Source organism: Sedimentimonas flavescens, assembly GCF_025154035.1.
Classification (GTDB): Bacteria; Pseudomonadota; Alphaproteobacteria; order Rhodobacterales; family Rhodobacteraceae; genus Rhodobacter; species Rhodobacter flavescens.
In genome coordinates this window covers 275913-300973 of record NZ_JAOALJ010000001.1, presented here as the reverse complement: position 1 = coordinate 300973, position 25061 = coordinate 275913, and the positions used below count along the sequence as shown (strand labels likewise).

The following is a 25061-nucleotide window of genomic DNA, read 5'->3' as shown; positions in this document are numbered from 1 at the left end:
CCATGTTGGAGCAGATCGAGAAATTCGCGGTACGCTACGACCTTTCTCCTGACCTGATCATTGCGCTCGGGATCGGGGTCGGGATGCTCCTCCTCATCTGGGGGGTCTACGCGATCTTTTTCCAGGACGACCATGTCTCAGAACGGTTGGCTGCGGTCGCGGGGGATCGTCGGCATGAGCGGTTCGATATGGGTCTGCTCAAGTCGGCAAACGTGGACCCCAGCGGCTTCATGAAGGCGATCATTTCCGCCGACGGAAGCAAGAAGGGGGAGCTGCAGCGCCGCCTTGAACAGGGTGGAGTCTACGGTCCTCACGCGCTTCGCAACTTCATGCTGGCGCGGGTTACGCTCGCGGTTGTCCTGCCGGGCATTCTGCTGTTGCTGATCGTTGCGTCGCGTATCCCGAATGTCAGTCTGCCTTTCAACCTGTCCCCGACCTTCAGCGGCATGACGTCGTTGAAAGTCTACCAATACATAACCTTGCTGCTCCTCGGGGGCTTCTTTGCACCGAACTACTGGCTCAATTACCGCGTAAGCGCACGTCAGCGCAAAATCGAAGAGGGCTTCCCGAACGCCTTGGATTTGCTGCAGATTTCGATTGAGGCTGGTATGGGATTTGACGCAGCGATGACCCGGGTTGGCAACGAGCTGGCGCATAGCACGCCAGAGATTGCTTATGAGTTCCTTACCGTACAGCGCCAGATTCAGGCGGGGCGCTCGCGCGAGGAGGCCATGATCGATATGGCCAATCGGGTCGGCGTGGAATCGGTCCGCTCCTTTGCGAATGTCGTGGCGCAGTCCATGCAGTTCGGCACGAGCATGGCGCAGGCATTGACGACCTATTCGGAAGACCTTCGTCAGCAGCGAGAGCTGCGTGCGCAGGAAATGGCGAACAAGCTTCCGGTGAAGATGTCCGCTGTCATGGCGTCATTCATGCTCCCGGCGCTGATCATGCTCTCGATCGGACCGGTCGTGATTCGGTTTATCAGGAACTTCTGAGCGCGCTGAAGCGGTCAGCAGAAAGGGAGATTGCCCTCGAAAATTCCCCGCCGCGCGACGGTCACCCCTGTGGTAAGCTAACACCAGTAACCCCATTTTTTCTTTAGGTTATTCTTGGCAACAGTCTGTTTAGTTGACAGACGTTAGGCTAATGGATGACTCTGGGTGTATATTTATTGTTCAGTGTTGATTTAGCCAGTTGTTGGGAGAGGCCATGGACGCTCTTGGAGCAAGCCGTACGGGCTCAGACAAAATGCGTGTTATCGAAGCGGGCATGATTGGCGCGATTGCGCAGTGGTGCGAGTGCCTGCATGGCAAGGAGCCGATTCTCAAGACGCTTGAGATTCTGGCTGTCAGCCTCGATGCCGAGGCTATTGCAATCTCGCGAAGCCCGAAAGACAGCAGCGTTGCGCCGCGTGTGATCGCGTTCGATCGCCGCGCGGCGGATGCGATGGGTGCGCGACTCGATCACTCCTACGCGCGTAGCGTGTTGCGCGACTATTTCGATCGCGCGCGGGCGGGCACCATCTGGTTCAAGTCGATGGTCGAGGACAGCATCTCGCAAGACCTGATGACCTTCCATTCCCGCCGCCATCTGAGCGAATTGGTTGTCATCCCGCTTGAGGTCGGCGAGCGCACCATCGACACGCTTGAGATCCACTTCCTTGATCGTCCGCGCAATTACCAGCAAGCCTTGCTGAACATGCTGGGCGAGACGCTGACGCGCACCTGGCGCAACCGTGCGCGGGGCCTCTTCACCGAGGCGCTTCTGCGCGTGGAAGAGGCGCGGGCCTCGGTGCAGCCTGGGCCGCCGATCCTCAGTGTTGAGAACCCGGCGCGCCTTAGCCGGGCCGAGTATCGCGTCTGCCTGTTGCTCAGCCGCGGTCGTTCGACCGATGCCGTCAAGGAAGAGCTGCATATCAGCGACTCGACCCTGCGCACCCATCTGTCGAACCTCTATGCCAAGACCGGTACGCATAATCTGGCGGAGCTGCTTTATTCGCTTGTCACGGCCGCGCCGTTCGGAGATTCTGGGTCAGGTTCCAGCAAAGTGGCCTGATGAACGCCGGATTACTGCCAATACTGCTGTTGTCGCCTGTCCTTGTCGCGGCGGGCGTCAGCGACCTTCGGATCATGCGGATTCCGAACAAGCTGGTGCTGATCGCACTGGCTTTGTTCGTCGTAACCGCGCCCTTGTTGACCTGGCATGAGATCGGGATGCGCGTCGCGGCCGCCGCGATCGTCTTTGCGATCGGCTTTGCGCTGTTTGTCGCGAAGATGTTCGGTGGGGGGGATGTCAAACTTCTGGCGGCGCTGATGCTGTTCGTGCCATCGACCGCGCTGATACCGTTTGGCTATATCTTCAGCTTCTCGCTGTTGGTCGGGATCGTCTTTATCGTAGCCCTGCAGGCTTCACCGCTCAGCCGCAAGTTGGATTGGGTCAGCAGCCGGGCCAAGGGCAAGCTGCCGATGGGCATATCCATCGCGCTGGCGGGTATCTTGCTGCCGCTCGTCCTGATGGTCACCGCCTGACCCCGGCGTCGAGACGCCGGGCCAACGGCATTTTCAGGTGCTCAGCGCGCGTAGCACTGCGATTTCTTACCGAAGCCCGCGGGCGAGCAGATCCAGCTGCCCGAGCCGATCGGCGCATTGTAGGCGGCCAGAACCGACTTCTCGGGGCGCGGATTGCGCTTGGCAAGCCAGTCGAACTTGGCGCTGCCTTTGCCCGCAACCGATTTTGCCACGAACTTGACGGTGGGAACGGCGATTACGCCAGCCTGCTCCGCCTGAGCGGATTGGGCGGGCATGAGTGCGAACATACCAGCCGAGACCAGTGCAGCCAGGCTGGCCTGCTTCATCGATTTGATTAGCGACATTTTGCTCTGCCTATCACGAAGTTTCTAACGGCCAACGCCTTTGCCGGAGCGAGGACCAGAAGTCTTTTTCAGGTCTCCGGTTTGGGCAAAAAAAATATACCGGTCAAGCGCGGCGCTACCGGGGCCTTGGGGTGGCGAAACTGTGGCAGGGGAAAATGACAATGCGCGCGGAGGATTGTCCGCGCGCATTCAAGGGTTTAGATTCGTCGGCTCAGATCGGCAATATCTCGCCGGCTGACCCGTGCGTCATTCCAAGATGTGGTTTTTCACACGCCAGTCGGGCTGACCGAAGCCTTCGGGCCAGGGGTAAACCTCTAGCTGGTTGAAATAGACGACACCCACGAGATTCGGATACTCGGGCTTGGTCTTGCGCACCGAGTTGTCCCAGTCGTTCACGTAGCCTTCCTTGCCGACGTAACCGAGTTCCGCGACAACGACGGGCTTGCCGTATTTCGAGGCGCGCTCATAGCGCGGGGCGAAGATCTCGTCGAAGGTCTGGTCGTGGCCGATCTTGGCCTGATCCCATGCCTGAAGGCCAAAGACCGTCAGGCCGATCAGGTCGGCGTAATCGTCGCCCGGATAGTAGTCGTCCATGTCCTCATTGCCGAGCGGCGACCACATCAGGGTGATGTTGGGCGCCGAGGCCTTGCAGACATCGACCATCCGCTTGTAGGCGGCGACGTAATCCTCCGGCTTCCAGCCCGACCAGATGAACTGACCGCTGCGGTCGTCCATCTCGTGCATGAAGCGCAGCGTGACCGGGCTTTTCAGCGTGCCAAGCACATCGCACACCGCCTTCATGTTGGGATCGTATTCACCCGCGAAAATCCCGCGCCGCAGATATTGCGCGGTGTTGCGCTCGCTGCGCGACCAGGTCCAGGGCTCCAGCGTCACCAGAAGCGCGCGATTGCGTTCGAGCGCATAGGCATCCGCATCGTTGAGCGAGGGCAGATAAACGTCTTCCCAAGGCAGGAAAAGCTCCTCGATCACGACCTGCTTGTCGTCGATGAAATCGCCATCCGGGTCATAGACCCCGAAAGGCACGTCGCCGGGCGGGGCAGCGTAAACGGCTGCCGCCGTGAATACGGCACCCAGCACTGTCGCGAGTGCCGATGCCACGCCTTTGCGTAAGCCGCCGCTATGTCCTCTGAGTTCCATGTTTCACCTCCACTGGCCGAACTGGCCAATTGCCTCCCACAGTTCCGGGTTGAATCGGAACCGAACCTCGCCCGGCTTGCCCATGCCCGCGCCGGACACAACGTATTCTGCTTGCGTGACGCCCACCGGCGACAAACCATAGATGAGCGCTTGCAGGCTCTCTTCGCCGCGCATCCACAGCGCGGTTCCGGTCAGCAGGGCGATCGCCGTCAATGTCCCGGTCTGGGCCATGATCGCCCGACGTTGCTGGCGCCAGTCGATCCGGTTTTCGATCAGGTGGCGGACAATCGTGACCGCTACAAGACTCAAGTATAACATAGTGTTGACGAGAGAGAGCAAATAGAAGCCGCGCGCTTCTGTCACACCTCCGACAGCGATCACCGGAACAAGCGCACCAAGCGCCAGAAGTGCATAGACGGCCACGATTTTCCCGGGTAGCCGGGCCGAGGCCGCTGTGCCCTTTGGAGTGATGCGAAAATCGACGAAACGGCCGGTCAGCCGGTCGCGCACCGCCATCACGCAGCCCCAGACGACCCAGGGCCATTGCAGGGTCACGAACAGCGCCTTTTCCCAGGCGATCACCTTGGCCTCGCGCGGGCGGAAGAACCCGTCACGGCGCATCGAATAGGCGAAAACGACCATCGCCAGCACAGCTGGCAGCGAGTGCCCCAGAAACGCCGGGTAGGTCACATCCGCGATGCGGATGTCGAATGTGACCGCGATGATCGGCACCAGATACATCATCGCCATGCTGATCGCAAAAAACACATACCAGGTCTGGCACAGCAAGAAGAGCAGCTTCAGCCGCAGCGGCATCGTGCCGAGGTATCGCGGCGTGTAGCGCAGCAGCAGGCTGAGCAGGCTGCGCGACCACTGGAATTCCTGCGTGACCAGATCGGGCAGGTTCGCCGGGCCATCGCCGATGGCGATTGCGTCGATGGCGTGCACGCCGCGCCAACCGCCCGAGGCCATCAGCATCGTGGTCGAGTGATCCTCGGCCAGTTCCGGGCCAAGGCCGCCCACCTGTTTCAGCGCCGCTGTCCGCACCGCGTAATGCGAGCCGATGCACATGGGTGTCAGAACGCCGGTATAGCCCGCCTGAAAGACACCGTGGAACGCGGCCTCGGAATAAAGCCGCGTTCGTGCCGACCAGCTTTGCGCGGCATTCGCGCCGCAGATCGACGGTGCCGAGACATAGCCCACCGCAGGATCGGCAAAGGGGCGCAGCATCTCGCGCAGGTAACCCGGCTGGGGGACGTGATCGGCGTCAAGCTGGCTGACGATGTCGTAATCGCGATAGCCCCAGGTGTCGTAGAAATAGGCCAGGTTGCCTTCCTTGCAGCGGGAGCGGCGGGGCCACTCCGCGCGGTGATAGGCCGCGATCCCCTTGCGCGAGGATATCTTGACGCCGTGGCTTGCGCACCAGGCGATGGTCTCGGGCGCAGGGTCTTCGTCGGCCAGCCAGGTGTCATGCGGGTAGTCCTGCGCCAGCATCGCCTCAAGCGTCCGGCGCACCACCTCGAAGGGCTCGGCCGGGGTCTTGGTGACGATCATCGCAACGCGCCACTGGCCGGGCTGAGGGGCGGGCGCGACACTGCGCCGGGCCTGCAGGAAGATCAGCACGAAATAGAGCTGCATCCCGTAGATCCAGGCCATCGCCCCGGTCACGATGACAAAGCGCCAGGCGCCGATCACATGATCAGGGCGTAACCACCAAGACCAGAACCACCCCGCCGCGATCAGCCATGCCCCCGCGATCAGGTGATACTTGAACGCGCGCCAGCCCGTTGTCAGGGGCGCAAGGAAGGGACGCTCCTGCGTGGGCGTCTGATGCGAGGGCGGGGGCTGCGGTGTCATCTTAGCCGCCCCGGGAATGGCCGAACCATGGGGCCGCGTGGGCGGCGATCTCGTCCAGATCGCGATATTGCGCGGTAAAGCCCAGAAGATCGGCGGCGCGCGAGGGGTCGGCGGTCAGCTCGGCCGGGTCGCCCGCACGGCGTGGGGCCTCGCTCAGCGGCACCTTGCGGCCCGTCGCTCGCTCGACGGCGGCCACGACCTGACGGACCGAAGCGCCAACGCCCGTCCCGAGGTTCAGCGCGAGGTTCTCGCCCCCGCGCGCCAGATGCTCCAGTGCCAGCAGATGCGCGCGCGCCAGATCGGTGACGTGGATGTAGTCGCGGATGCAGGTGCCGTCTGCAGTCGGGTAATCGGTGCCAAAGACCTGCAGGGGCGGGGCCTGGCCGGAGGCTGCCATCAGCGCCAGCGGCAGAACGTGGGTCTCGGGGTCGTGGCGCTCGCCGATCACGCCCTCGGGGTCGGCGCCGGCCGCGTTGAAATAGCGCAGCGCGGCAAAGCGCAGCCCATGCGCCGCGGCGGCGTCGCGCAGCATCCATTCGCAGATCAGCTTGGTGCGCCCGTAGGGGTTGATCGGGCGCTGCGGCGCATCCTCTCGGATCGGCAGGGTGTCAGGCGTGCCATAGGTCGCGCAGCTGGACGAAAAGACGATCTGCCCGACGCCCGCCTGCCGCATGGCATTCACAAGCGCGATCATCCCGCCCACGTTATTGCTGTAATAGGCTTCCGGCGCCGTGACACTCTCGCCGACATAGGCGAGGGCGGCGAAATGGATCACCGCCTCGATCCGATGCTCGCGCAGGGTCTGCGTCAGTAATGCCTCGTCGCGCATGTCGCCCACGACCAGCGGCCCCCATTTCACCGCATCCGCATGGCCGCGCGACAGGTTGTCATAGACAACGGGCGTGCGCCCCGCCTGATGCAGCGCCTTGCAGCAGTGAGAGCCGATATAGCCTGCGCCGCCGGTGACAAGGATTCGCCCTGGTAGGCCGTGGCTCAAGCAGATCGCTCCTTCGTGCGGGCGCTGCGCAGGATCTCCTCGCGGAAATAGGCCAGCGTGGGCACAAGCCCCTCGCGCAGCGAGACCTTGGGCGCCCAACCCAGCAACCGGATCGCCCGCCCGATGTCGGGGCAGCGCTGATGCGGATCGTCGCGCGGCAGGTCGCGATAGGTGATGCTCGCGGGCGAACCGCTCATCTCAAGGATCATATCGGCGATTTCCAGCACCGTATACTCGCCGGGGTTGCCCAGATTGACCGGGTCGGGGCCTGCGGTGTCGGTGTTCATCAGGGCAATCAGCCCGTCCAGCATGTCGTCGATATAGCATAGCGAGCGCGTCTGTTTGCCGTCGCCGTAAACCGTCAGCGGCAGCCCCGAAAGCGCCTGAACCGAGAAGTTCGAGATCACGCGGCCATCCTCGGGGTCCATGCGTGGCCCGTAAGTGTTGAAGATGCGCGCGATCCGGACGTCGGTGTTCCGGCGCAGGTGGAAGTCGTGAAACAGCGTCTCGCTGGCGCGCTTACCCTCATCGTAGCACGAGCGCGGGCCGACGGTGTTCACCAGGCCGCGGTAATCCTCGCGCTGCGGGCTGATGTCGGGGTCGCCGTAAACCTCGGAGGTTGAGGATTGCAGGATGCGCGCACCCTTGCGTCCGGCAAGCTCCAGCAGGTTGATCGCCCCGATCACCGAGGTCTTGAAGGTGTGCACCGGGTGCAACTGATATTTCGGCGGCGAGGCCGCGCAGGCGAGATTGTAGATCTGCGCCACCGGCCCCTTCACGTCGAAGGGCTGCACAATGTCGTGCAGAAAAAAACTGAACCCGGGGCGGCCGATCAGATGGGCGATATTTTCCATCCGCCCGGTCTCGAGATTGTCGATGCAGACAACACATTCGCCCGATTTGACCAGTCGTTCGCAAAGATTGGAACCAATGAATCCCGCGCCACCTGTGATAATGATGTGGCCGCGCCCAGCAATGGTGCCGGGTCCAGGATTGAAGGTTGGAAGACTATTCATGACTACCCTCTCAACCGAAGCCTCTGCGCGGCGGCACGCTGTCAAAGCCGGGTGACGTCCGAAAAAGCCTCTATTTCAAAAGCATATACAACTTTCCTCAGTAACGCTTTGAGACTGCGCAAGTTATTCATATAACGTCGATAAATATTATGGAATGCTTGGTAAAATATGCGCTGGAATGTGCGGAGACCTATCCAAAAGGATAGTATTTGCTTCGCGCGCGCGTAAGGTTTGGTGAAAAATACGGCGATTTGATGGCGCAAAAATGGGCAGCGGTTATTACCGATTCTTGCGACTCAGGGGCGTAGCTCGGAACTGGCTGCGCGCATTTGCAGGATCTGCCGCAGCGCCTCCTGCGGGGGGATGGTGGCGAAAATGTCGGCCATCATCCTCAGGTCGGCGCTGATCCCGGCACGCCAGCCGCGCTTGGAATGCTTCATCGGGCTGGCAACCTCCGGCCAGCGCACCACGCGCAGGCGCAGCCGGTGATGCAGCCACAGCCGGTTCATGAATACCTCAAGTCCGAAGCGGGGCAGTTCCGTCAGAGCCTGTAGCTGTGCCGCAAGGATGTGGCGCGGCAGCACCCGCTCCCCCGAGATGTAATCGAGCCCGATCAGCCGCCAGGGCGCAGGAGCGTTCCCGCGCAGGCTGATCGTGGCCTGAACCGCGCCGCTGCGCACGGGCTCGATCAACGCGCTCAGGGCGTCTGGCGTCAGGCCAAGCAGATCGGCGTCGAGCAGCAACAGATGGCTGCCGCGCGCCGCAGCAATGCCGGCCACCACGGCGCGGGTCTTGCCGCCATTGGGCGACTGGGTCAGCACCCGGACCCCAAAGCCACCAGCGATCTTGGCCGTGTCATCCGAGGAGCCATCGTCGATCACGATCACCTCGTCGATCAGCGGATGGTTCGCGACGGCGGCCAGAACCTGCGCAATGCGCGGCCCTTCATTATAGGCGGGGATCAGACAGCTCAGCGTGAAGGGATCGTGGGTCATGCAGGTCTCTTGCGGGCGCATTGGCGGCTGAGCCAGATCGCGCCGATCAGTAAGGTGGCGACAAGCAGGGCGAGCGAGCCGCGGAAGATCCAGCCCTCGATCTGGCCGTAGGCGGAGCCGAAACCGTAGCCCAGGGCGACGAAGAACAGGCTCTTCGGGATCGAGGCCATCAGGTTCACCCAGAGGAACCGCCAAGTGTTCATCCGGGCCACGCCAGCCGCGATCAGGATGGCGGCCCCCGCGCTATGGGTCCATTTCCCGAAGATCAGGATGCGTGCGCCCTTCTTGCGGAATTGCCCCGCCAGCAGTTCCAGCCGCGCAGGGCGCAGCCCGAGACGGCGCAGAACGCCCTGCGGCAGATGTGCAAGGCCCCATCGCCCGAGCGCATACCAGATCAGATCACCGATCAGATCGGCCAGAACCACAACCAGCGTGACGCGCCACAGATCCAGCAGGTGCTGGCTGGCCAGCCAGGCCGCGATGACGGTAACGATTGGCCCCTCGATCACGGCAATCGGCGCGACAAGCGTCAGCCCGTGCTTCGAGATCAGCGCGATAACGGTCTCAAGTCCGATCATAGCGGGTGTTCGCTCGGCACCATCTTGGTCCCGCGCCAGTCGAAATTGCGCGACCGCCAGGTGACGACCCAGAGCGCGGGCAGCATCGCGTCACGGATAACGAATGCCAACAGATCGCGCGCGCCCGAGGGCCAGCCCGCCACACGCGCCAACAGCCACTCGGCGCCATACCAGATCAGCGGCAGCACGGCGGGCACCCAGCCGGGCAACGCGCCCGTCAGCCACAGCGCGAGGCTTAGCGCCAGCGGCAAAAGCGGGCCTTGCAGGATCTCGGCGGCGAAAAGCAGGACAAAGCCATCGCGGCGCACCTTGGACCAGCGCAGCTGGCGCTGCCAGATCGTGCTGGCCGTGCGCTGGCCGATGGGTTGGGCGAAAAGCGTGCGGGGCAATCGCACTCGCAGCCCCTGTTCGCGGATGAATTTCGTAGCGGCCACGTCCTCGGCCATGTTGCGGCCGAGGGCCTCCAGCCCGCCGCCCCGGATCAGGATGTCGCGGCGCCAGAACAGTGTCTTGCCCTGCGCGAACCCGAGCCCCACGGCGTCGGCCGCAAGTTGCCAGCGCGCCTGGCAGGTGTTCAGGAAGGCACACTCGACCGCGCCCCAAAGGTTCTCGGGGCGGATGCCGGCCGGGGGCGCGCTGACAAGGCCGGTGTCTTCCTGCCAGGCGGCCACGAGGTCGCGCAGATAGGTGCGCGGCAGCAGAAGGTTCGAGTCTGCCATCGCCAGCCAGTCATGGCGCGCGGCGGCGATGCTCTTTTGCAGGTTATTCAGCTTGGGGTTCGCGGTGATGCGATCCTCGCCGATCAGAAGGCGCGCTTCGGTGCCCGGATGCGCGGCAATCAGGTCTCGCACCAGTTGCACGGCGGGGTCATCTTCATGCGCGGCGCAAAAGATCACCTCATAGGCCGGGTAATCGAGCCCGAAGGACGAGGCCAGTGTCTCGGCATCGAAAGGGTCAAGGCCGCAGACCGGGCGGATCAGCGTGATCGGCGGCAGGAGCGGAGGCGCCTCGGGGGGCGCGGGGCGGCGGTAGCGCAGCCCTGCCAGCAGCGCGGTCAGCAGATGCAGGCCAAGGGTGAATGCCAGACCGAGTGCCAGAAGATAGGTCATGCCAGTTGCTCCCGCAGGTCGCTTGCCGGGATCGCCTCGGGCGACCATTCCAGCAGTTGCAGGCGGCCGTCTTCGCCCTCGATTAGGGCGGTCATGCTGTCTACCCAATCGCCGCAGTTGGCGTAGATCACGCCGTCTTCCTCGCGCAGGGCGGGCTTGTGCGAATGGCCGCAGATGATGCCGTCGTGGCTGGCCGCGCGTGCCAAGGCGCGCAGGCGGCCCTCGAACCCGTCGCCCATGGCCAGCAGGTGATTGATGCCGGCAAGCGCGATCTGGATCAGGCTGCGCTCGCCCTCGGACAGGTTGCGGCGACGGCGCAGCCACTGGTCGATCCGACGCAAGAGCGCATCGCAGCGGCTGCCGATCCGCGTCATCAGGTGCCAGCGCAGGATGCGCATGTCGCATTGATCGCCATGAAGCACGAGGTAGCGCCGCCCGTCGGCAGCCTCGTGGGTCACGCGCTCGGCCACCGTCAGAGCGGGCAGCGGGCGGGGGAAGTTCACCCGCATCTCGCGGTCGTGGTTGCCGTAGAGGTAGATCACCTCGCGCCCGGCGGCGACCTGCGCGCCGAACCAGTCGATGATCGCGTCATGTGTCTCGCTCCAGTGCACGGCGGCGGGGTGCCAGATGTCGAGGATATCGCCGACGAGGTAGATCCGCTGCGCCTCGACGCCCTGCAGGAACTCGAGGATGCTGGCCGCGCGGGAGCCGCGCGCCCCCAGATGCAGATCCGATATGAACAGGCTGCGTGCGCTGAGCTTGGGGGAGGCGGCGTGCTGCATGGCGAGGCTCCGTCTGATTCAGCCTCAGCTATCGCAACTTGCTGTATCGGGAATGTGACGCACCCCCCAGATCGGGTTATTTGCCGTCCATGATCTTGTAATAGTGGTAGGCCATGATCAGCGCGAGCCGCCGCGCGGGCCCAAGCTCAAATCGTTTGGGCGGTGCGCGGTAGAAATCGGGCAGGGCGGTTTCGCGCCCAAGCGCAAGATCGGCCATCTGCGCGCCGCACCAGGTTCCCATTGCAACCCCGTTGCCGTGATAGGCAAACGATGCAAACGCGCGCGGCCAGTCGCCGATCTGGCCCACGAAAGGCACTAGATCGCGCGCGACGTTCGCCAGACCCGACCAGAACCAAGGCGTCTCGACCTCGCGCCAGGCGGGGAACATGGTGTCGAAGTCGCGCCTGATCTCGCGCCTGATCGCGGCGTGGTCGGCGGGCGTCCAGCGCACGCCGCCGCGCATCCCGAACAGCATCTGGCGGTTCGGCATCAGGCGGAAGTAGTGCAGCAGGTTGCGCGAGTCATAGGCCATCAGGTCGCTCGACCAGCCCTGCGCGGCGATCTCATCGTCGCTTAGCGGTCGCGTGACGATGACCGAGCTTTGCGCCGGCAGGTAACGCGCGCGCATCCAGTCTGGCAAGTTGTCCGAAGAATATCCGTTCGTTGCCAGAAGGATATGTCGCGCCCTTAATGTGCCGCCCGAGGTGCGCAGGACATAGTCTTCGCCCGCGCGGGTGATCTGTTCCACCGTGCTATGGGCATGGATACGCCCGCCAAGCCGGGTGACGGCCTCGGCCAGGCCAAGCACGTATTTGCGGGGGTTGAGGCCGAAGCCAAGCCGTACATGCAGCGCGCCGTGCATTCCCTGCGCGGCCAGCCCTTCGGCGGCCAGCTCGGTCGGGCCGATCAGGCGCGTCTCGCAGCCCAGTTCGCGCGCGAGCGTCGCAGCCTCGGCGCGCATCTCCTCGAAGGCGGCGGGGCGGTGGGCCAGTTGCACCTCGCCATCGGAATGACGGTCCAGCTCGATCCCGTAGCGCGCGGCAATATCGGCGACCGTCTCGATCGAGGAGACCTCGGCGGCGCGGTGGCGCGCAAGTTCGTCGGCGCCGTAGCGGCGCAGCAGCGTTGCACCGCTGGCCTTGGAGCCGCCCATGCAGCAAAACCCGCCATTGCGCCCCGACGCGCCCCAGCCTGGCGCATGCATGTCAAGCACCGCCACATCCACACCCGCCTCGGCCAGACGCAAAGCGGCGGAAAGGCCGGTGAAGCCGCCGCCGATCACGGCAAACTCGGCCCGCGCCTCGCCTGCAAGCGGCGCGTAGTCAGGCGCTTGCGGGGCGGTCGAGACCCAGTAGCAGCCGTCAAGCGACTGCGCCGCATAGGCAGCCGGTTCGTAGATGTGCTTCAGCATGAGATCACGCAGAGAAAGGGTGGGGCGGCGCGCACGCCGCCCGCATCACTGTTTGGTGCCTTCCAGCTCTTCCTGCCGCTGGCGGCGGATCGCGTTCTTCGAGATCAGCGAGGTGGTGATCACCCCGGTTGCCACGATCCCGATCATGATGGTCGAGAGCGCGTTGATCTCGGGCGAGACCCCAAGGCGCACCGCCGAGAAGATCTTGATCGGCAGCGTGGTCGAGGACGGGCCAGACGCGAAGGAGGCAATCACCAGATCGTCGAGCGACAGCGTGAAGGCCAGCAGCCAGCCCGAGATCACCGCCGGGGTGATGATCGGCAGCGTCACCGATTTGAACGCGTCGAAGGGCGAGCAGCCCAGATCCAGCGCCGCCTCTTCGAGCGAGCGGTCAAACGTCATCAGGCGCGACGACACGACCACCGAGACGTAGCACATCGAGAAGGTCGTATGTGCCAGCACGATGGTGAAGATGCCACGATCGAGGCCAATGGCGATGAACAGCAGCAAGAGCGACAGACCGGTGATCACCTCGGGCATCACCAGCGGCGCGTAGATCATGCCCGAGAACAGCGTCCGGCCAAAGAAGCGCCCGCCGCGCACCATCACATAGGCGGCCATCGTGCCCAGTACCGTCGCCGCGGTCGAGGACATCACGCCAACGCGCAGCGTCACCCAGGCAGCGTCGAGGAACTGCTGGTTGTGCAGCAACTCGCCATACCACTTGGTCGAGAACCCGGCCCAGACCGTCACCAGCTTCGAGGAGTTGAAGCTGTAGATGATCAGGATCAGCATCGGCAGGTAGAGGAAGGCAAACCCCAACGTCAGCGAGGTGACGTTGAACCAACTCATGCGACGGTTCATCGGCCGGCCTCCTCTTGTCTTTCCTGGTTGCGCTGGAACAGCATGATCGGGATCACGAGGATCATCAGCAGCACAACCGCCACCGCAGCGGCCACCGGCCAGTCACGGTTCGAGAAGAACTCTTCCCACAGCACCTTGCCGATCATCAGCGTCTGCGAGCCGCCCAGAAGCGAGGGGATCACGAATTCGCCAAGCGCCGGGATGAACACAAGGAAGCAACCTGCGATCATGCCCGGGCGCGACAGCGGCAGGGTGACCAGCCAGAATGCTTTCCCGCGCGAGCAGCCCAGATCGACCGCGGCCTCGATCAGCGAGCCGTCCATCTTCTCAAGCGTGGCGTAGATTGGCAGGATCATGAAGGGCAGGTAGGTGTAGACGATACCGATATAGACCGCCGTCGGGGTGTTCATGATCTGCAGCGGTTCCGAAATCAGCCCGGTCCAGAGCAGGAACTGGTTCAGCAGCCCTTCGTTGGCGATGATCCCCACCCAAGAATAGACGCGGATCAGGAACGAGGTCCAGAACGGCAAGATCACCAGCATCATCAGCGTGGGGCGCCATTCATCCGGCGCCTGCGCCATGGCATAGGCGATCGGGTAGCCCACCAGCAGCGTCAGGAAGGTCGAGATCGATGCAATCTGGAGCGAGCTGAGATAGGACTTCCAGTAAAGGCTGTCCTCGGTCAGGAAGACGAAGTTCTCGAAGTCCAGCTCCGAGAAGAACTCCTTGATCCCGGTCCAGCCGGCCGAAAGGTCCAGCACCGGCCAGTAGGGCGGGATCGCGATGGCCGTATCCGAGAGCGCGATTTTCACCACGATCAGGAACGGCACCAGGAAGAACCCCATGAGCCACAGGTAGGGGACAAGGATCAGGGTGAGGCGACGCAGGTTCATGGCTTACCTCGTCAATACGACGCCGGCAGTGTCGGTCCAGCTCAGCCAGACCTCGTCCTCCCAGGTGAAGTCACGGCGCGACAGGCGACGCGCGTTGGTCATCTGCGCCGAGATCATCTGCCCGGTCTCCAGCTCGACACGGTAGGTCGAGATGTTCCCCAGATAGGCGATGTCATGGACCTTGCCGCGGATCCGGTTGGCGCGGGTCGGATCAGGTTCGCGGCCGACGTGAATTTTTTCGGGGCGGATCGCGAAGAAGACCTTCTGGCCCGCAGTGACCGGCTCGCCGATGGTGGCGTGGATCGGCTCGACGCCCTCCGCGAAGGCGATGTCCACCTTGCCGTCCCCCATGGGCGCTGCCGCACCCTCGATGATGTTCACCTCGCCGATGAAATCCGCGACATAGACCGAGTTCGGCGTCTCGTAGATACCTGCCGGGGTGGCGACCTGCACGAGCTTGCCGTGATCCATGACGGCCACGCGGGTCGCGACCGTCATCGCCTCTTCCTGGTCGTGGGTCACGATCACGAAGGTAGTGCCGGTCTTTTCCTGAATGTCCATCAGTTCGAACTGCGTCTCCTGGCGCAGCTTCTTGTCGAGCGCCCCGAGCGGCTCATCGAGCAGCAGCAGCTTCGGCGCCTTGGCCAGCGAGCGTGCCAACGCCACGCGCTGACGCTGACCGCCCGAGATCTGGTGCGGTTTGCGCTTGGCGAATTGCTCCAGCCGGGTCAGACGCAGCATCGCTTGGACGCGATCGCCGATCTGCTCCTTGGGCATGTCCGACCGCTTGAGGCCGAACGCGATGTTGTCCCAGACCGTCAGATGCGGAAACAGCGCATAGCTTTGGAACATCATGTTGACGGGCCGCTTGTTCGGCGGGATCGGCGCGACATCCACATCGTCCAGCCAGATATTGCCCATCGTAGGGTCTTCGAAGCCCGCCAGCATCCGCATCAGCGTGGTCTTGCCGCAGCCCGATGGGCCAAGCAGCGCAAAGAACTCGCCACGATAGATATCAAGATTGAGGTTGTCCACGGCGGTGAAGGTGCCGAATTTCTTCGTCACGCCCTCGAAACGGATCAACGGTGCCTGATTGGGATCTTCCCAAGGGGCAAAGACTTTCTGGGGATTGGCTTCGGCCATCACGCCCTCGACTGGCTACGGAGAGGTTTGAGAAAACGAGAACCGCGCCCGGGCAGTGCCAGGGCGCGGTCTTGTCGGGTCTGACTCAGGTGCCCGACTTGATCTTGGTCCAAAGGCGGGTGACGGTGCGCTGCACCTTCGGATCGGGGGCGGTGGTGGTGTAGAGGTTCCCCATCGTCGCCTCGTCCGGGTAGATCGCCGGATCGCCGATCACGTCCTCGACCAGGAAGTCCTGCGAGGCCTTGTTGCCGTTCGCGTAGTAGACGTAGTTCGAGGCAGCGGCCATGTTCTCCGCGTCCATGATGAAGTTCAGGAACTTCAGCGCGCCTTCGGGGTTCGGCGCATCGGCGGGAATGGCCATCTGGTCAAACCACATCAGGGCGCCCTCTTTCGGCGCGTTATAGGCGATCTCGACGCCGTTATCGGCCTCTGCGGCGCGATCGCGCGCCTGCAAGATGTCACCCGACCAGCCGAAGGCCACGCAGATCTCGCCGTTGGCGAGCGCGTTGATGTATTCCGAGCTGTGGAACTTCGAGATGTAAGGTTGCACGGCAACCAGCAGCGGCTCGACCTTGGCAATGGCTTCGGGATCCTTGCTGTCCGGGTCTTCGCCGATGTATTTCAGCGCCGCCGGGAGGATCTCGGCCGGAGCATCAAGGAACATGACGCCGCAGGACGCCAGCTTTTCCATGTTCTCGGGCTTGAAGACCAGATCGAGCGAGTTGATCGGTGCATCCTCGCCCAGCACTTCCTTGACCTTGCCGACGTTCACGCCAAGGCCGGTGGTGCCCCACATGTAGTTGATCGAATATTCGTTGCCGGGGTCGTATTTTGCGGTACGGTCCTTGATCAGGTCCCACAGGTTCGCCGAGTTCGGCATTTTCGAGAAGTCGAGCTTCTGGAACACGCCAGCCTGGATCTGGCGCTCAAGGAAGGAGCCGGTCGGAACGACGACGTCATAGCCCGAGCCACCCGCGAGCAGCTTCGTCTCAAGAACCTCGTTCGAGTCGAACACGTCGTAAATCAGATCGATGCCGGTCTCGGCCTCGAATTTTTCAAGCAGCGCCTCGTCGATGTAGTCGGACCAGTTGTAGACCCGCACCTCCTCGGCCAGGGCCGAACCACCCGCGAGGGTCAGGGCGGCAAGCGGAAGCCAGATAGTCTTCATGTCAGAGTTTCCCTATTGGATTTCGGTTGCGTTTGTTGTTTTCTCTAGTTTGATCAAATTGTGTGCGGCGGCGCAACGAATTTTTTTTCCTTGGCATGGCCGCAAGCCAAGGGCATCCTTCTGGCAACGTCAAGGAGTAATGAAATTTTGAACGCCGAGCTGCAAAAACAGCCAGCGCATGAAAGCGTTTATCGCGGAATGCGGACCATGATCCTCGGCGGCGATTTCGCTCCGGGGCAAGCCGTCACGATCCAGGGACTCGTCGAGTTGCTCGGCGCTGGCATGACACCGGTGCGCGAGGCGATCCGGCGTTTGATCTCGGAAGGGGCGTTACAGTTCCAGGGGAATCGGCGCGTTTCGGTGCCCGAACTGACCCTGTCGCAGATAGACGAGATCCTCTATGCCCGGACCGCGCTTGAGCCGGAACTGGCCCGACGCGCCGCGCAGAAGATAACGGCGGCACATATACATGAGTTGCGCAGCATCGACGACGCGTTGAATGCGGCCATCGCGCGGGGGGATGTGAAGGCGTACCTACTGCAAAACTATCGCTTCCATATGACGCTTTATTCGGTCGCCGAGGCCGGTGTTCTGCTGCCCCTCGTGCAGGCGCTCTGGCTGCGCTCGGCGCCGTCGTTGCGGGTAATGTGCGGGCGGTTCGGAACCCAGAACCTGCCCGACATGCATATCGAGGCGCTTGACGCGCTGAGGGCCGGCGACGGCGAGGCCGCGGCGGAGGCGATCCGTCAGGATATCGCGCAGGGTCTTGAGAACGTACGCGCCGTTCTGGTCGGTGACTGAGGCGAAATCCAAAATATGATCAAATCGTCTTGACGGCTTAAATTTTGATCATATTGTGAATTGCAGGCGCTGTGACATGCCCCGCTTTTCGTCCGGGTCGGGGCCGAGTCGCAGCACAGATCCCATCGCGCCCAGCCGAGAGATACTCACATGATCGAAAATCACCTGCCGACTGCCGAACTTCAGGCGCTTGACGCTGCCCACCACATGCACCCGTTCACCGATGGCGATGCGCTCAACAAGAAGGGCGCGCGGATCATTACCCGCGCCAAGGGTGTCTGGCTGACCGATTCCGAGGGGAACGAGATCCTTGACGGCATGGCCGGCCTGTGGTGCATGAATATTGGCTATGGCCGCGAAGAGCTGGCCGAGGTGGCCGCGCGCCAGATGCGCCAACTGCCTTTCTACAATACGTTTTTCCAGACCTCGCATATCCCTGCGATCGCGCTGGCCAAGAAGCTGGCGGAACTCGCGCCGGGCAATCTGAATCACGTGTTCTTCAACGGCTCGGGCTCGGATTCGAACGACACCAACATCCGCATGGTGCGCCACTACTGGAACGTGAAAGAGCAGCCCGAGCGCACGGTCATCATCTCGCGCTGGAACGGTTATCACGGCTCGACCATCGGCGCGGCTTCGCTTGGCGGGATGAAGGGGATGCACAAGCAGGGTGGCCTGCCGATCCCGGATATCGTCCATATCGACCAGCCCGACTGGTGGAGCGAGGGCGGCGACATGACGCCCGAGGAATTCGGCCTCGCCCGCGCGCAGGAGCTTGAGGCGAAGATCCTCGAAGTCGGGCCCGAAAAGGTCGCGGCCTTCATCGGCGAGCCGATCCAGGGTGCGGGCGGCGTGATCGTGGCCCCCGAGACCTACTGGCCCGAAATCCAGCGCATCGTGAAGAAATACGGCATCCTGTTGATCGCCGACGAGGTGATCTGCGGGTTCGGCCGCACCGGCAACTGGTTTGGTTGCCAGACCCTCGGGATCGAGCCCGACATCATGACCGTCGCGAAGGGCCTGACCTCGGGCTACATCCCGATGGGTGCGTCGATCGTCTCGGACGAGGTGGCCAAGGTTATCAACGCGGGTGACGAATTCGCGCATGGCTACACCTATTCGGGCCACCCGGTCGCCGCCGCCGTGGCGCTGGAGAACCTGCGCATCCTCGAAGAGGACGGCCTCATCGACCGCGTTCGCTCGGAAATCGCGCCCTATCTGAAGGCCAAGTGGGAAAGCCTGTCCGACCACCCGATGGTGGGCGAGGCCAAGATCGTCGGCATGATGGGCTCGATCGCGCTGACGCCGAACAAGGCCAAGCGCGCGGCTTTCGCCGCCAAGTCGGGCACCATCGGCCTGATCACGCGCGAACGCTGCTTTGCCAACAACCTCGTCATGCGCCACGTCGGCGACCGGATGATCATTTCGCCGCCGCTGACCATCACCAAGGCCGAGATTGACGAGCTGATGGTGCGGGCGCGCAAATCGCTCGACGAGGCCTACGAGAAGATCAAGGCCGAGGGCCTGTGGCAGGAACAGGCTGCAGAGTGATCGACTTGACAGGGGCGCCTTCGGGCGCCCTTCTCATGTCAGACCGGAGGTACACATGACCCAATTCAACGCTGCGCTCGAAGAGCGGCTTATCCGCTATGCGGCCGTGGACACCCAAAGCGACGAGTCGAGCAGCACGTCGCCCTCGACCGCGATCCAGCTTGATCTGGCGCGGATGCTTGAGGACGAACTGACCCGGATCGGGGCCCAGGATGTGCGCATCACCGAGTATGGCGCGGTGCTGGCCACCATTCCCGGCACGGTCGAGGGTGGTCCGGTGATCGGCCTGCTGGCCCATATGGATACCGCGCCCGCCTATAACGCGACGGGTGTGAAGCCGCGCGTGATTCGCGGCTATAACGGCGGCGAGATCACCTTTCCCGACGCGCCCAACCTGCGCCTGACGCCCGAGGCCGCGCCCTATCTGGCCGAGAAGGTGGGGCATGACATCATCACCGCCTCGGGCACCACGCTTCTTGGCGCCGATGACAAGGCGGGCATCGCCATCCTGATGACCATGGCCGAGCAGTTGCTCGCGGATGCCTCGATCCCACATGGCACGCTGCGCATCGCCTTCACGCCCGACGAGGAAATCGGTCATGGCGTCGATGCGCGGATGCCTGCGGATCTTGGGGCGGACTTTGCCTATACGCTCGATGGCGGCGCGGTCGGCGAGATCGAATACGAGACCTTCTCGGCCGATGGTGCCAAGGTGAAGGTCGTGGGCGTCTCGACCCATCCGGGCACGGCCAAGGGCAAGATGGTCAACGCGCTGCACCTGGCGGCAAAGATCATCGAGATGCTGCCGCAGGCCACTGAGACCCCCGAGGTCACTGGCGGGCGTGACGGTTTTTGGCACATCACCAACATGGGCGGCACGGCTGCCGAGTGCGAAATGTCGATCATCCTGCGCGATTTCGAGCGCGACGGGCTGGCCGCGCGTGGCGAAGTGTTGCGCAAGGTCTGCGAGGCCGTCGCCGCGACCGAGCCCCGCGCCACGATCACCTGTGAGATCAAGCCGCAATACCGCAACATGCGCTACTGGCTGGAAAACGACATGACCCCCGTCGAGCTGGCCCGCGCCGCCTGCCGCGCGGAGGGGATCGAGCCGCTCTCGGTTCCGATCCGCGGCGGCACCGATGGCTCTCGCCTGACGGAGATGGGCGTGCCATGCCCCAACATCTTCACCGGGATGCAGGAGATCCACGGGCCGCTCGAATGGATCTCGGTGCAGGACATGGCGGTCGCGACCCGCGTCTGCCTGCGTCTTGTGCGCGATGCCGTGCGGCAGGGCTAAGGCGGGTCGCAGCACTCTGAAGTGAGCGTAATGGCCTGTAAATTAAAGGTTATTTGGGTGCTGATTCTTCCGGTGACGTCTTGAACGAGGCGCCGGGCCAGCATGGCTGAGGCTGTTCTATAAGCCTTTGAGCGGCGGTCCGGGCGGCCGCCGTACTTTGTCTGCCGACATGCAGCCACGTGATCCTCCAGCCAGCGCCGGGACGCAACCTGATGCGGCCGCCCGTCCTAGGCCCATGTGCGCGTGGCGCGGGCTGATGAGCGATTTCTCCGGTGCACATTGGCGCGGGCAGAGGGGGGCTTGCAGCCGCCCCAAGGCTTGCCCATGATCCGGGCCGAACGGGGGCGGCATGAGCTTGGATGAGGACAGCGAGAGCGGCGGGCAGACCAGCCCCGAGCGTGCCTATCTTCAGGCCAGCACGAAAGCCCATCGCAGGCGTTTCGCTCAGGTGCTGACCCCGCCCGATTGCGCCGCTGCGATGGCCGATTGGGTCGGCGGCAGAGATCCAAAAACCCTTTTAGATCCGGCATTTGGGACGGGTATCCTTGCGCGCGCCGTGGTCGCCCGGCTGCCTAGGATTGCCGTCACGGGCTATGAGCTCGACGCGCAGATCGCCGCCGCTGGCCGGTCAGCTTGTGCAGGCATGAACCTGACGCTGCACGAGGCCAGCTTTTTCGAGGCACCGCTCGACGAGCGCTTTGACGCGATTATCGCCAACCCGCCTTTTCTGCGCCCCGGCGCCGGAACCGCCCTGCGCGCGCAGGTGCGCGCAACGGCCGAGCACTTCGGAATCGCGCTGTCCGGGCTGACGAATGCCTATGTGCTTTTCCTGTTCGAGGCGCTTGCGCGGCTGGCGCCGGGCGGGCGGGCGGCGTTTCTGCTGCCTGCAGAATGGGCCAATGCCAACACCTCTGGGCCGCTTAAAGAACATCTCGTAAGGGGTGGGTATCTAAGAGAAATCATTCAGTTCTGTGCCTATCGTCCGGTGTTCGAGAAGACCCTGACTACGGCGTCTCTGGTGCTGCTGGAGGCGCCAGCGCACGTCGAACCGATCCCGGCTGAAATCCGCGCGACCTTCGTGCCCGCCGATGCCCGGCTGCCTTCGCGCGCTGGCCCTTTGCCGCCTGGCGTCACGCAGCGGTGGGTCACGCCCGAGGCGCTGCTGGCCGCCCCGAAATGGGACGAGTTGATCCGCGACGATGAAGCGCCGATCCCGCCGGGGTTCGTGCCGCTTTCGGCGCTGGCCACCACGCGGCGCGGGATCGCCACCGGGGCCAACGGTTTCTTTCATCTGAGCCGCGAACGCGCGACGGAGATTGGGTTGCGTGCGAGCCAATGCCTGCCCTGTGTCGCGAAATCGGCGGATGTGCCATCGCTTATATTCGGGCCTGCGGAATTCAAATCGCTTATCAGGGCCGGTCGCCCGACCCAGTTCTTCGCGCCAACCAAATCCTTGACCGAGGCCGAGGCCTCCTATGTCGCGCAGGGTGAGGCCGAGGGGTTGCACAACCGCTTCCTGACGCGCAACCGCAGGCCCTGGTATGCGCCCGAGCGGCTCTACCGTGCGCCGATCTGGGCCGCGACCTTCGGGCGCGGGCAGATGCGCTTCATCCTGAACACGGCGGAGGTCTGGCAGTTGACCGCATTCCACGGCATCTTCCCTTTGCAGGACGATCCGGCCCGCGCCAAGGCGCTTGTGGCCTGCCTGAACAGCGCGCCGGTGCAGGCGCTGATGCGGGGCCGGATGCGGATCTACGCGCGCGGATTGCAAAAGGTCGAGCCGCGCGATCTGTTGGAGATCCCGGTGCCCGACCTGCGTGCGGTCTCTGCGGCGTGGATCGCGGCACTCGGGGCGGCGCTGGAGGCGCTGAACGACGGAAAAAGCGGGGCGGACGACGCTCTGACCCGGTTGGTGATGGAGGCCGCGCAGGACGCGGCAAGCGGAGGAGCGAGCGATGAAACTGTTGCGTTGGGGTGAGGCCGGGGCCGAAAAGCCAGGGATGCTGGATGAGGCCGGGGCGATGCGCGATCTGTCCTCGGTCGTGGGGGATATTTCGGGCGATGTGTTGTCCGACAAGGGGCTGGCGGCGCTGCGCGCGCTCGATCCCGCGACGCTGCCGAAGGTGCCCGAGGGCGCCCGGATCGGGGCGCCGGTTGCGGGCGTGGGCAAGATGATCGCCATTGGCCTTAACTACGCCGATCACGCCGCCGAGGCCGGGATGCAGGTTCCGCCCGAGCCAGTGGTCTTCATGAAGGCCACCAGTTCGATCTGCGGGCCCAATGACGCGACCGAAAAGCCGCGCGGGTCCGAAAAGCTCGACTGGGAGGTGGAACTGGCCTTCGTCATCGGCAAGCGCGCGAAATATGTGACCAAGGACGAGGCGCTGGAGCACGTCGCGGGCTACATGCTGTGCAATGATGTGTCCGAGCGCGGGTTCCAGACCGAGCGTTCGGGCCAATGGGTCAAGGGCAAGAGCCATGACACTTTCGCGCCGATCGGCCCCTGGCTGGTGACGCGCGACGAGGTGGCCGACCCACAGGCGCTGCCGATGTGGCTGAGCGTGAACGGGCAGGGGATGCAGAAGGGCTCGACCGCGACGATGGTTTACGGCGTCGCTTACCTCGTCAGCTATCTCAGCCAGTTTATGACGCTGGAGCCCGGCGACATCATCACCACCGGCACCCCGCCCGGCGTGGGCATGGGGATGAAGCCGCCGCGTTTCCTGAATGTCGGCGATGTGGTCGAACTGGGCATCGAGGGGCTTGGCGCGCAGCGGCAGGAGATTGTCGCGGCCTGACACAAGGGGCGCGCCCATCCGCCATCGCCAGATGTTCTACCCGCGAGCATTTCGCTGGCGGCTATGCGGCCATGATCTGAGCGGGTAGCGCGCCCCTTGCCGCGTCCTCCGAAATCGCCCACACCGGGGCCAAAGGAAAGGGTTCGGTATGAGCGAGACGCAGGCGCAACCGGGGATCGGGTTCAAGGGCTATGCCTCGCTGGCGCTGCCGCCGCTGTTCTGGGCGGGGAATTTCATCGTCGCGCGGGCCTCGCGCGGGGAGTTGCCGCCGATGGGCCTTTCGTTCGGGCGGTGGGCGATTGCGCTGTTGTGCCTTTTGCCCTTCGCTTGGCCCTATATGCGGCGTGACTTCGCGCTTTACCGTCAGCACTGGCTGCGGATCGTGGGGCTGGCGGTGCCGGGGGTCGTGGCGTTCAACGCGCTTGTCTATCTGGGGCTGCAATCGACCACAGCGACGAACGGGATGCTGCTCAATTCTACGATCCCGCTGTTGATCCTGGCGCTCGGCGCGCTGTTCTGGGGTCAGCATTTGCGCGGCGCGCAGATCGCGGGTCTGGTGATCTCGACGCTCGGGGTGGCGAGCATCGTTCTGCATGGCGACTGGTCTCGGCTGATCGCGCTTGAGTTCTCGCGCGGGGATCTGATCATCTTCACGGCGATGGTGTGCTGGGCGGTCTATACGCTGATGCTGAAATCCTTCCCGCCCGAGGTGAACCGGCTTGGCCTGCTGGCGGTGCAGATCGCCATCGCGCTGGTCTTTCTAGCGCCGCTGTGGGGGTGGGAGCTGTCGCAGGGCCGTGCGCCGGTCTGGACCGGGGCCTCGGTTCTAGCGCTGATCTATGTGGGCGTGGTGCCCTCGGTGCTGGCCTATATCCTTTACATGCGCGCGGTGGTGATCGCGGGGCCAGCGCGGGCAGGGCAGGCCATCCACCTGCTGCCGCTTTACGGTGCGGTGCTGTCCACGATTTTCCTGGGCGAGCAGCTGCACATGTATCACGCCATCGGTTTCGGCGCGATCCTTGCGGGGATCCTGGTCGCGAGCCGGGGTTGAGGGGACTTAGTCCGCGTAGACAAGGAACGCGATAGCCAGCACTGCGATCAGGCTGGCTGCGCGCACCCACAACGGAAAGCTGCCGCGCGCCAAGTACCCCGGCAGCCACAGAAGCGCGCAGGCAAGGACGGCGTAACGCAGTAGCGGCAGCCACACCGAGGCCAGCTCGCGTCGCAGCGGTGCGCCCGCCCAGATATCGCCAAGCGCGCCGGTCAGCACGATGCCAACCGCGATACCGATGACGAAGACCATCCCCTCGGCCAGCACATCGGTGATCTGCACGAAGATCGGGTTGCGCGGCAGGCCAAGCGCCAGCAGGCACCAAAGGCCCGCAAAGGCGGCCAGAAGCTCGGTTCCGAGCATCGCGCGGGGCAGCTCGATCCAGGCGCGGGCCGAGCCGGGCGCGCCATGGCCGGTGACCAGCGGCAGCGCATCGGCGGCAAAAAGCGTCAGCAGATAGGCCGCGATCCCGGCCAGAACGATCAGCCCGGCCTGGGAGACGACCTCTTGCAGAAGGATCAGGAAGCGTGCCATCGGTGTCCTCGGTCTGTTTCGTCCTGCTTAGGCCAGAGCGGCGGGCAGGGCAATTCGCCTCGGCACAAACGAGCCCTTGCATCGCCCGCCCAATCGCCTATAACGCGCGGACTTCCGTATTCGTATGAACCGGCGGAGCCTCTCGTGGTGGGTCGCGGAAGTTTCAGACCCCACCTATGAAGC

25 protein-coding genes are annotated in these 25061 nt (G+C 63.7%); 10 read left to right on the top strand and 15 right to left on the bottom strand.

Features of this window, described 5'->3' with window-relative positions:
- Positions 1–2 precede the first annotated feature (2 nt).
- From N3C64_RS01480 to N3C64_RS01470, 3 genes are all read left to right on the top strand, one after another.
- The gene (locus N3C64_RS01480; protein ID WP_260011064.1) at positions 3–998 is read left to right on the top strand and encodes a type II secretion system F family protein; all 996 of its coding nucleotides are present in this window, start codon (positions 3–5) and stop codon (positions 996–998) included.
- A 253-nt stretch (positions 999–1251) separates the two neighbouring features.
- Positions 1252–2058, top strand: coding sequence for a helix-turn-helix transcriptional regulator (locus N3C64_RS01475; protein ID WP_218629223.1), 807 nt, complete (start codon positions 1252–1254; stop codon positions 2056–2058).
- A complete protein-coding gene (locus tag N3C64_RS01470; protein ID WP_218629222.1) occupies positions 2058–2531 on the top strand; it encodes an A24 family peptidase in 474 nt (157 codons plus the stop codon). The genes N3C64_RS01475 and N3C64_RS01470 overlap by 1 nt, the downstream gene beginning before the upstream one ends.
- A 41-nt stretch (positions 2532–2572) precedes the next feature.
- Here N3C64_RS01470 and N3C64_RS01465 read toward each other — a convergent pair whose 3' ends face one another.
- From N3C64_RS01465 to N3C64_RS01445, 5 genes are all read right to left on the bottom strand, one after another.
- A complete protein-coding gene (locus N3C64_RS01465) occupies positions 2573–2875 on the bottom strand; it encodes a hypothetical protein (RefSeq protein ID WP_260011056.1) in 303 nt (100 codons plus the stop codon).
- Between the two features lie 246 nt (positions 2876–3121).
- On the bottom strand, positions 3122–4033 hold the full coding sequence (locus N3C64_RS01460; protein WP_375546086.1) for a glycoside hydrolase family 26 protein: 912 nt from the start codon (positions 4031–4033) through the stop codon (positions 3122–3124).
- Positions 4034–4036: 3 nt separating this feature from the next.
- The gene (locus N3C64_RS01455; protein WP_260011052.1) at positions 4037–5890 is read right to left on the bottom strand and encodes a glycosyltransferase family 2 protein; all 1854 of its coding nucleotides are present in this window, start codon (positions 5888–5890) and stop codon (positions 4037–4039) included.
- A 1-nt stretch (position 5891) separates the two neighbouring features.
- Entirely contained in the window at positions 5892–6887 is a 996-nt protein-coding gene (galE, locus tag N3C64_RS01450) for a UDP-glucose 4-epimerase GalE (RefSeq protein ID WP_260011048.1), read from the bottom strand.
- Entirely contained in the window at positions 6884–7795 is a 912-nt protein-coding gene (locus N3C64_RS01445; RefSeq protein WP_311201862.1) for a GDP-mannose 4,6-dehydratase, read from the bottom strand. Before N3C64_RS01445 ends, galE begins: the two co-directional genes overlap by 4 nt.
- On the opposite strand from N3C64_RS01445, the gene N3C64_RS01440 reads away from it, so the two are divergent.
- Positions 7724–8038, top strand: coding sequence for a hypothetical protein (locus N3C64_RS01440; RefSeq protein ID WP_260011818.1), 315 nt, complete (start codon positions 7724–7726; stop codon positions 8036–8038). The genes N3C64_RS01445 and N3C64_RS01440 overlap by 72 nt on opposite strands.
- Before the next feature lie 161 nt (positions 8039–8199).
- Here the strand turns inward: N3C64_RS01440 and N3C64_RS01435 are convergent, their stop codons facing one another.
- The 9 genes from N3C64_RS01435 to N3C64_RS01395 form a co-directional block, all read right to left on the bottom strand.
- Positions 8200–8898, bottom strand: coding sequence for a glycosyltransferase family 2 protein (locus N3C64_RS01435; protein ID WP_260011045.1), 699 nt, complete (start codon positions 8896–8898; stop codon positions 8200–8202).
- Complete coding sequence (locus N3C64_RS01430; protein ID WP_218629215.1) at positions 8895–9476, bottom strand: DedA family protein; 582 nt, start codon at positions 9474–9476, stop codon at positions 8895–8897. Before N3C64_RS01430 ends, N3C64_RS01435 begins: the two co-directional genes overlap by 4 nt.
- Positions 9473–10585 (bottom strand): ceramide glucosyltransferase, encoded by a 1113-nt coding sequence (locus N3C64_RS01425; RefSeq protein ID WP_260011040.1) that lies wholly within the window; start codon positions 10583–10585, stop codon positions 9473–9475. Before N3C64_RS01425 ends, N3C64_RS01430 begins: the two co-directional genes overlap by 4 nt.
- Positions 10582–11367: a UDP-2,3-diacylglucosamine diphosphatase gene (locus N3C64_RS01420; RefSeq protein ID WP_260011037.1), complete on the bottom strand. Its 786-nt coding sequence runs from the start codon at positions 11365–11367 to the stop codon at positions 10582–10584. The genes N3C64_RS01425 and N3C64_RS01420 overlap by 4 nt, the downstream gene beginning before the upstream one ends.
- Positions 11368–11443: 76 nt before the next feature.
- The gene (locus N3C64_RS01415) at positions 11444–12778 is read right to left on the bottom strand and encodes an NAD(P)/FAD-dependent oxidoreductase (RefSeq protein ID WP_260011034.1); all 1335 of its coding nucleotides are present in this window, start codon (positions 12776–12778) and stop codon (positions 11444–11446) included.
- Between the two features lie 45 nt (positions 12779–12823).
- Positions 12824–13642: an ABC transporter permease gene (locus N3C64_RS01410; protein ID WP_218629212.1), complete on the bottom strand. Its 819-nt coding sequence runs from the start codon at positions 13640–13642 to the stop codon at positions 12824–12826.
- On the bottom strand, positions 13639–14529 hold the full coding sequence (locus N3C64_RS01405; protein WP_218629433.1) for an ABC transporter permease subunit: 891 nt from the start codon (positions 14527–14529) through the stop codon (positions 13639–13641). The genes N3C64_RS01410 and N3C64_RS01405 overlap by 4 nt, the downstream gene beginning before the upstream one ends.
- Before the next feature lie 9 nt (positions 14530–14538).
- On the bottom strand, positions 14539–15678 hold the full coding sequence (locus N3C64_RS01400) for an ABC transporter ATP-binding protein (RefSeq protein WP_260011027.1): 1140 nt from the start codon (positions 15676–15678) through the stop codon (positions 14539–14541).
- An 85-nt stretch (positions 15679–15763) separates the two neighbouring features.
- A complete protein-coding gene (locus N3C64_RS01395) occupies positions 15764–16846 on the bottom strand; it encodes a polyamine ABC transporter substrate-binding protein (RefSeq protein ID WP_260011025.1) in 1083 nt (360 codons plus the stop codon).
- 60 nt (positions 16847–16906) lie between these two features.
- Here N3C64_RS01395 and N3C64_RS01390 point away from each other — a divergent pair, with 60 nt between their 5' ends.
- From N3C64_RS01390 to N3C64_RS01365, 6 genes are all read left to right on the top strand, one after another.
- The gene (locus N3C64_RS01390) at positions 16907–17647 is read left to right on the top strand and encodes a GntR family transcriptional regulator (RefSeq protein WP_311201856.1); all 741 of its coding nucleotides are present in this window, start codon (positions 16907–16909) and stop codon (positions 17645–17647) included.
- A gap of 150 nt (positions 17648–17797) precedes the next feature.
- Entirely contained in the window at positions 17798–19198 is a 1401-nt protein-coding gene (locus tag N3C64_RS01385; protein ID WP_260011022.1) for an aspartate aminotransferase family protein, read from the top strand.
- Between the two features lie 55 nt (positions 19199–19253).
- Complete coding sequence (gene pepT, locus N3C64_RS01380) at positions 19254–20495, top strand: peptidase T (RefSeq protein WP_260011019.1); 1242 nt, start codon at positions 19254–19256, stop codon at positions 20493–20495.
- A gap of 349 nt (positions 20496–20844) precedes the next feature.
- A complete protein-coding gene (locus N3C64_RS01375; protein WP_260011007.1) occupies positions 20845–22473 on the top strand; it encodes an Eco57I restriction-modification methylase domain-containing protein in 1629 nt (542 codons plus the stop codon).
- Positions 22451–23293: a fumarylacetoacetate hydrolase family protein gene (locus N3C64_RS01370; protein ID WP_260011005.1), complete on the top strand. Its 843-nt coding sequence runs from the start codon at positions 22451–22453 to the stop codon at positions 23291–23293. The genes N3C64_RS01375 and N3C64_RS01370 overlap by 23 nt, the downstream gene beginning before the upstream one ends.
- A 148-nt stretch (positions 23294–23441) precedes the next feature.
- Positions 23442–24344 carry a DMT family transporter gene (locus N3C64_RS01365; RefSeq protein WP_260011002.1) on the top strand — a complete coding sequence of 301 codons (903 nt, stop codon included), beginning with the start codon at positions 23442–23444 and terminating at the stop codon, positions 24342–24344.
- Positions 24345–24350: 6 nt separating this feature from the next.
- Here N3C64_RS01365 and N3C64_RS01360 read toward each other — a convergent pair whose 3' ends face one another.
- Complete coding sequence (locus tag N3C64_RS01360) at positions 24351–24878, bottom strand: hypothetical protein (protein ID WP_260011001.1); 528 nt, start codon at positions 24876–24878, stop codon at positions 24351–24353.
- Positions 24879–25061 lie beyond the last annotated feature (183 nt).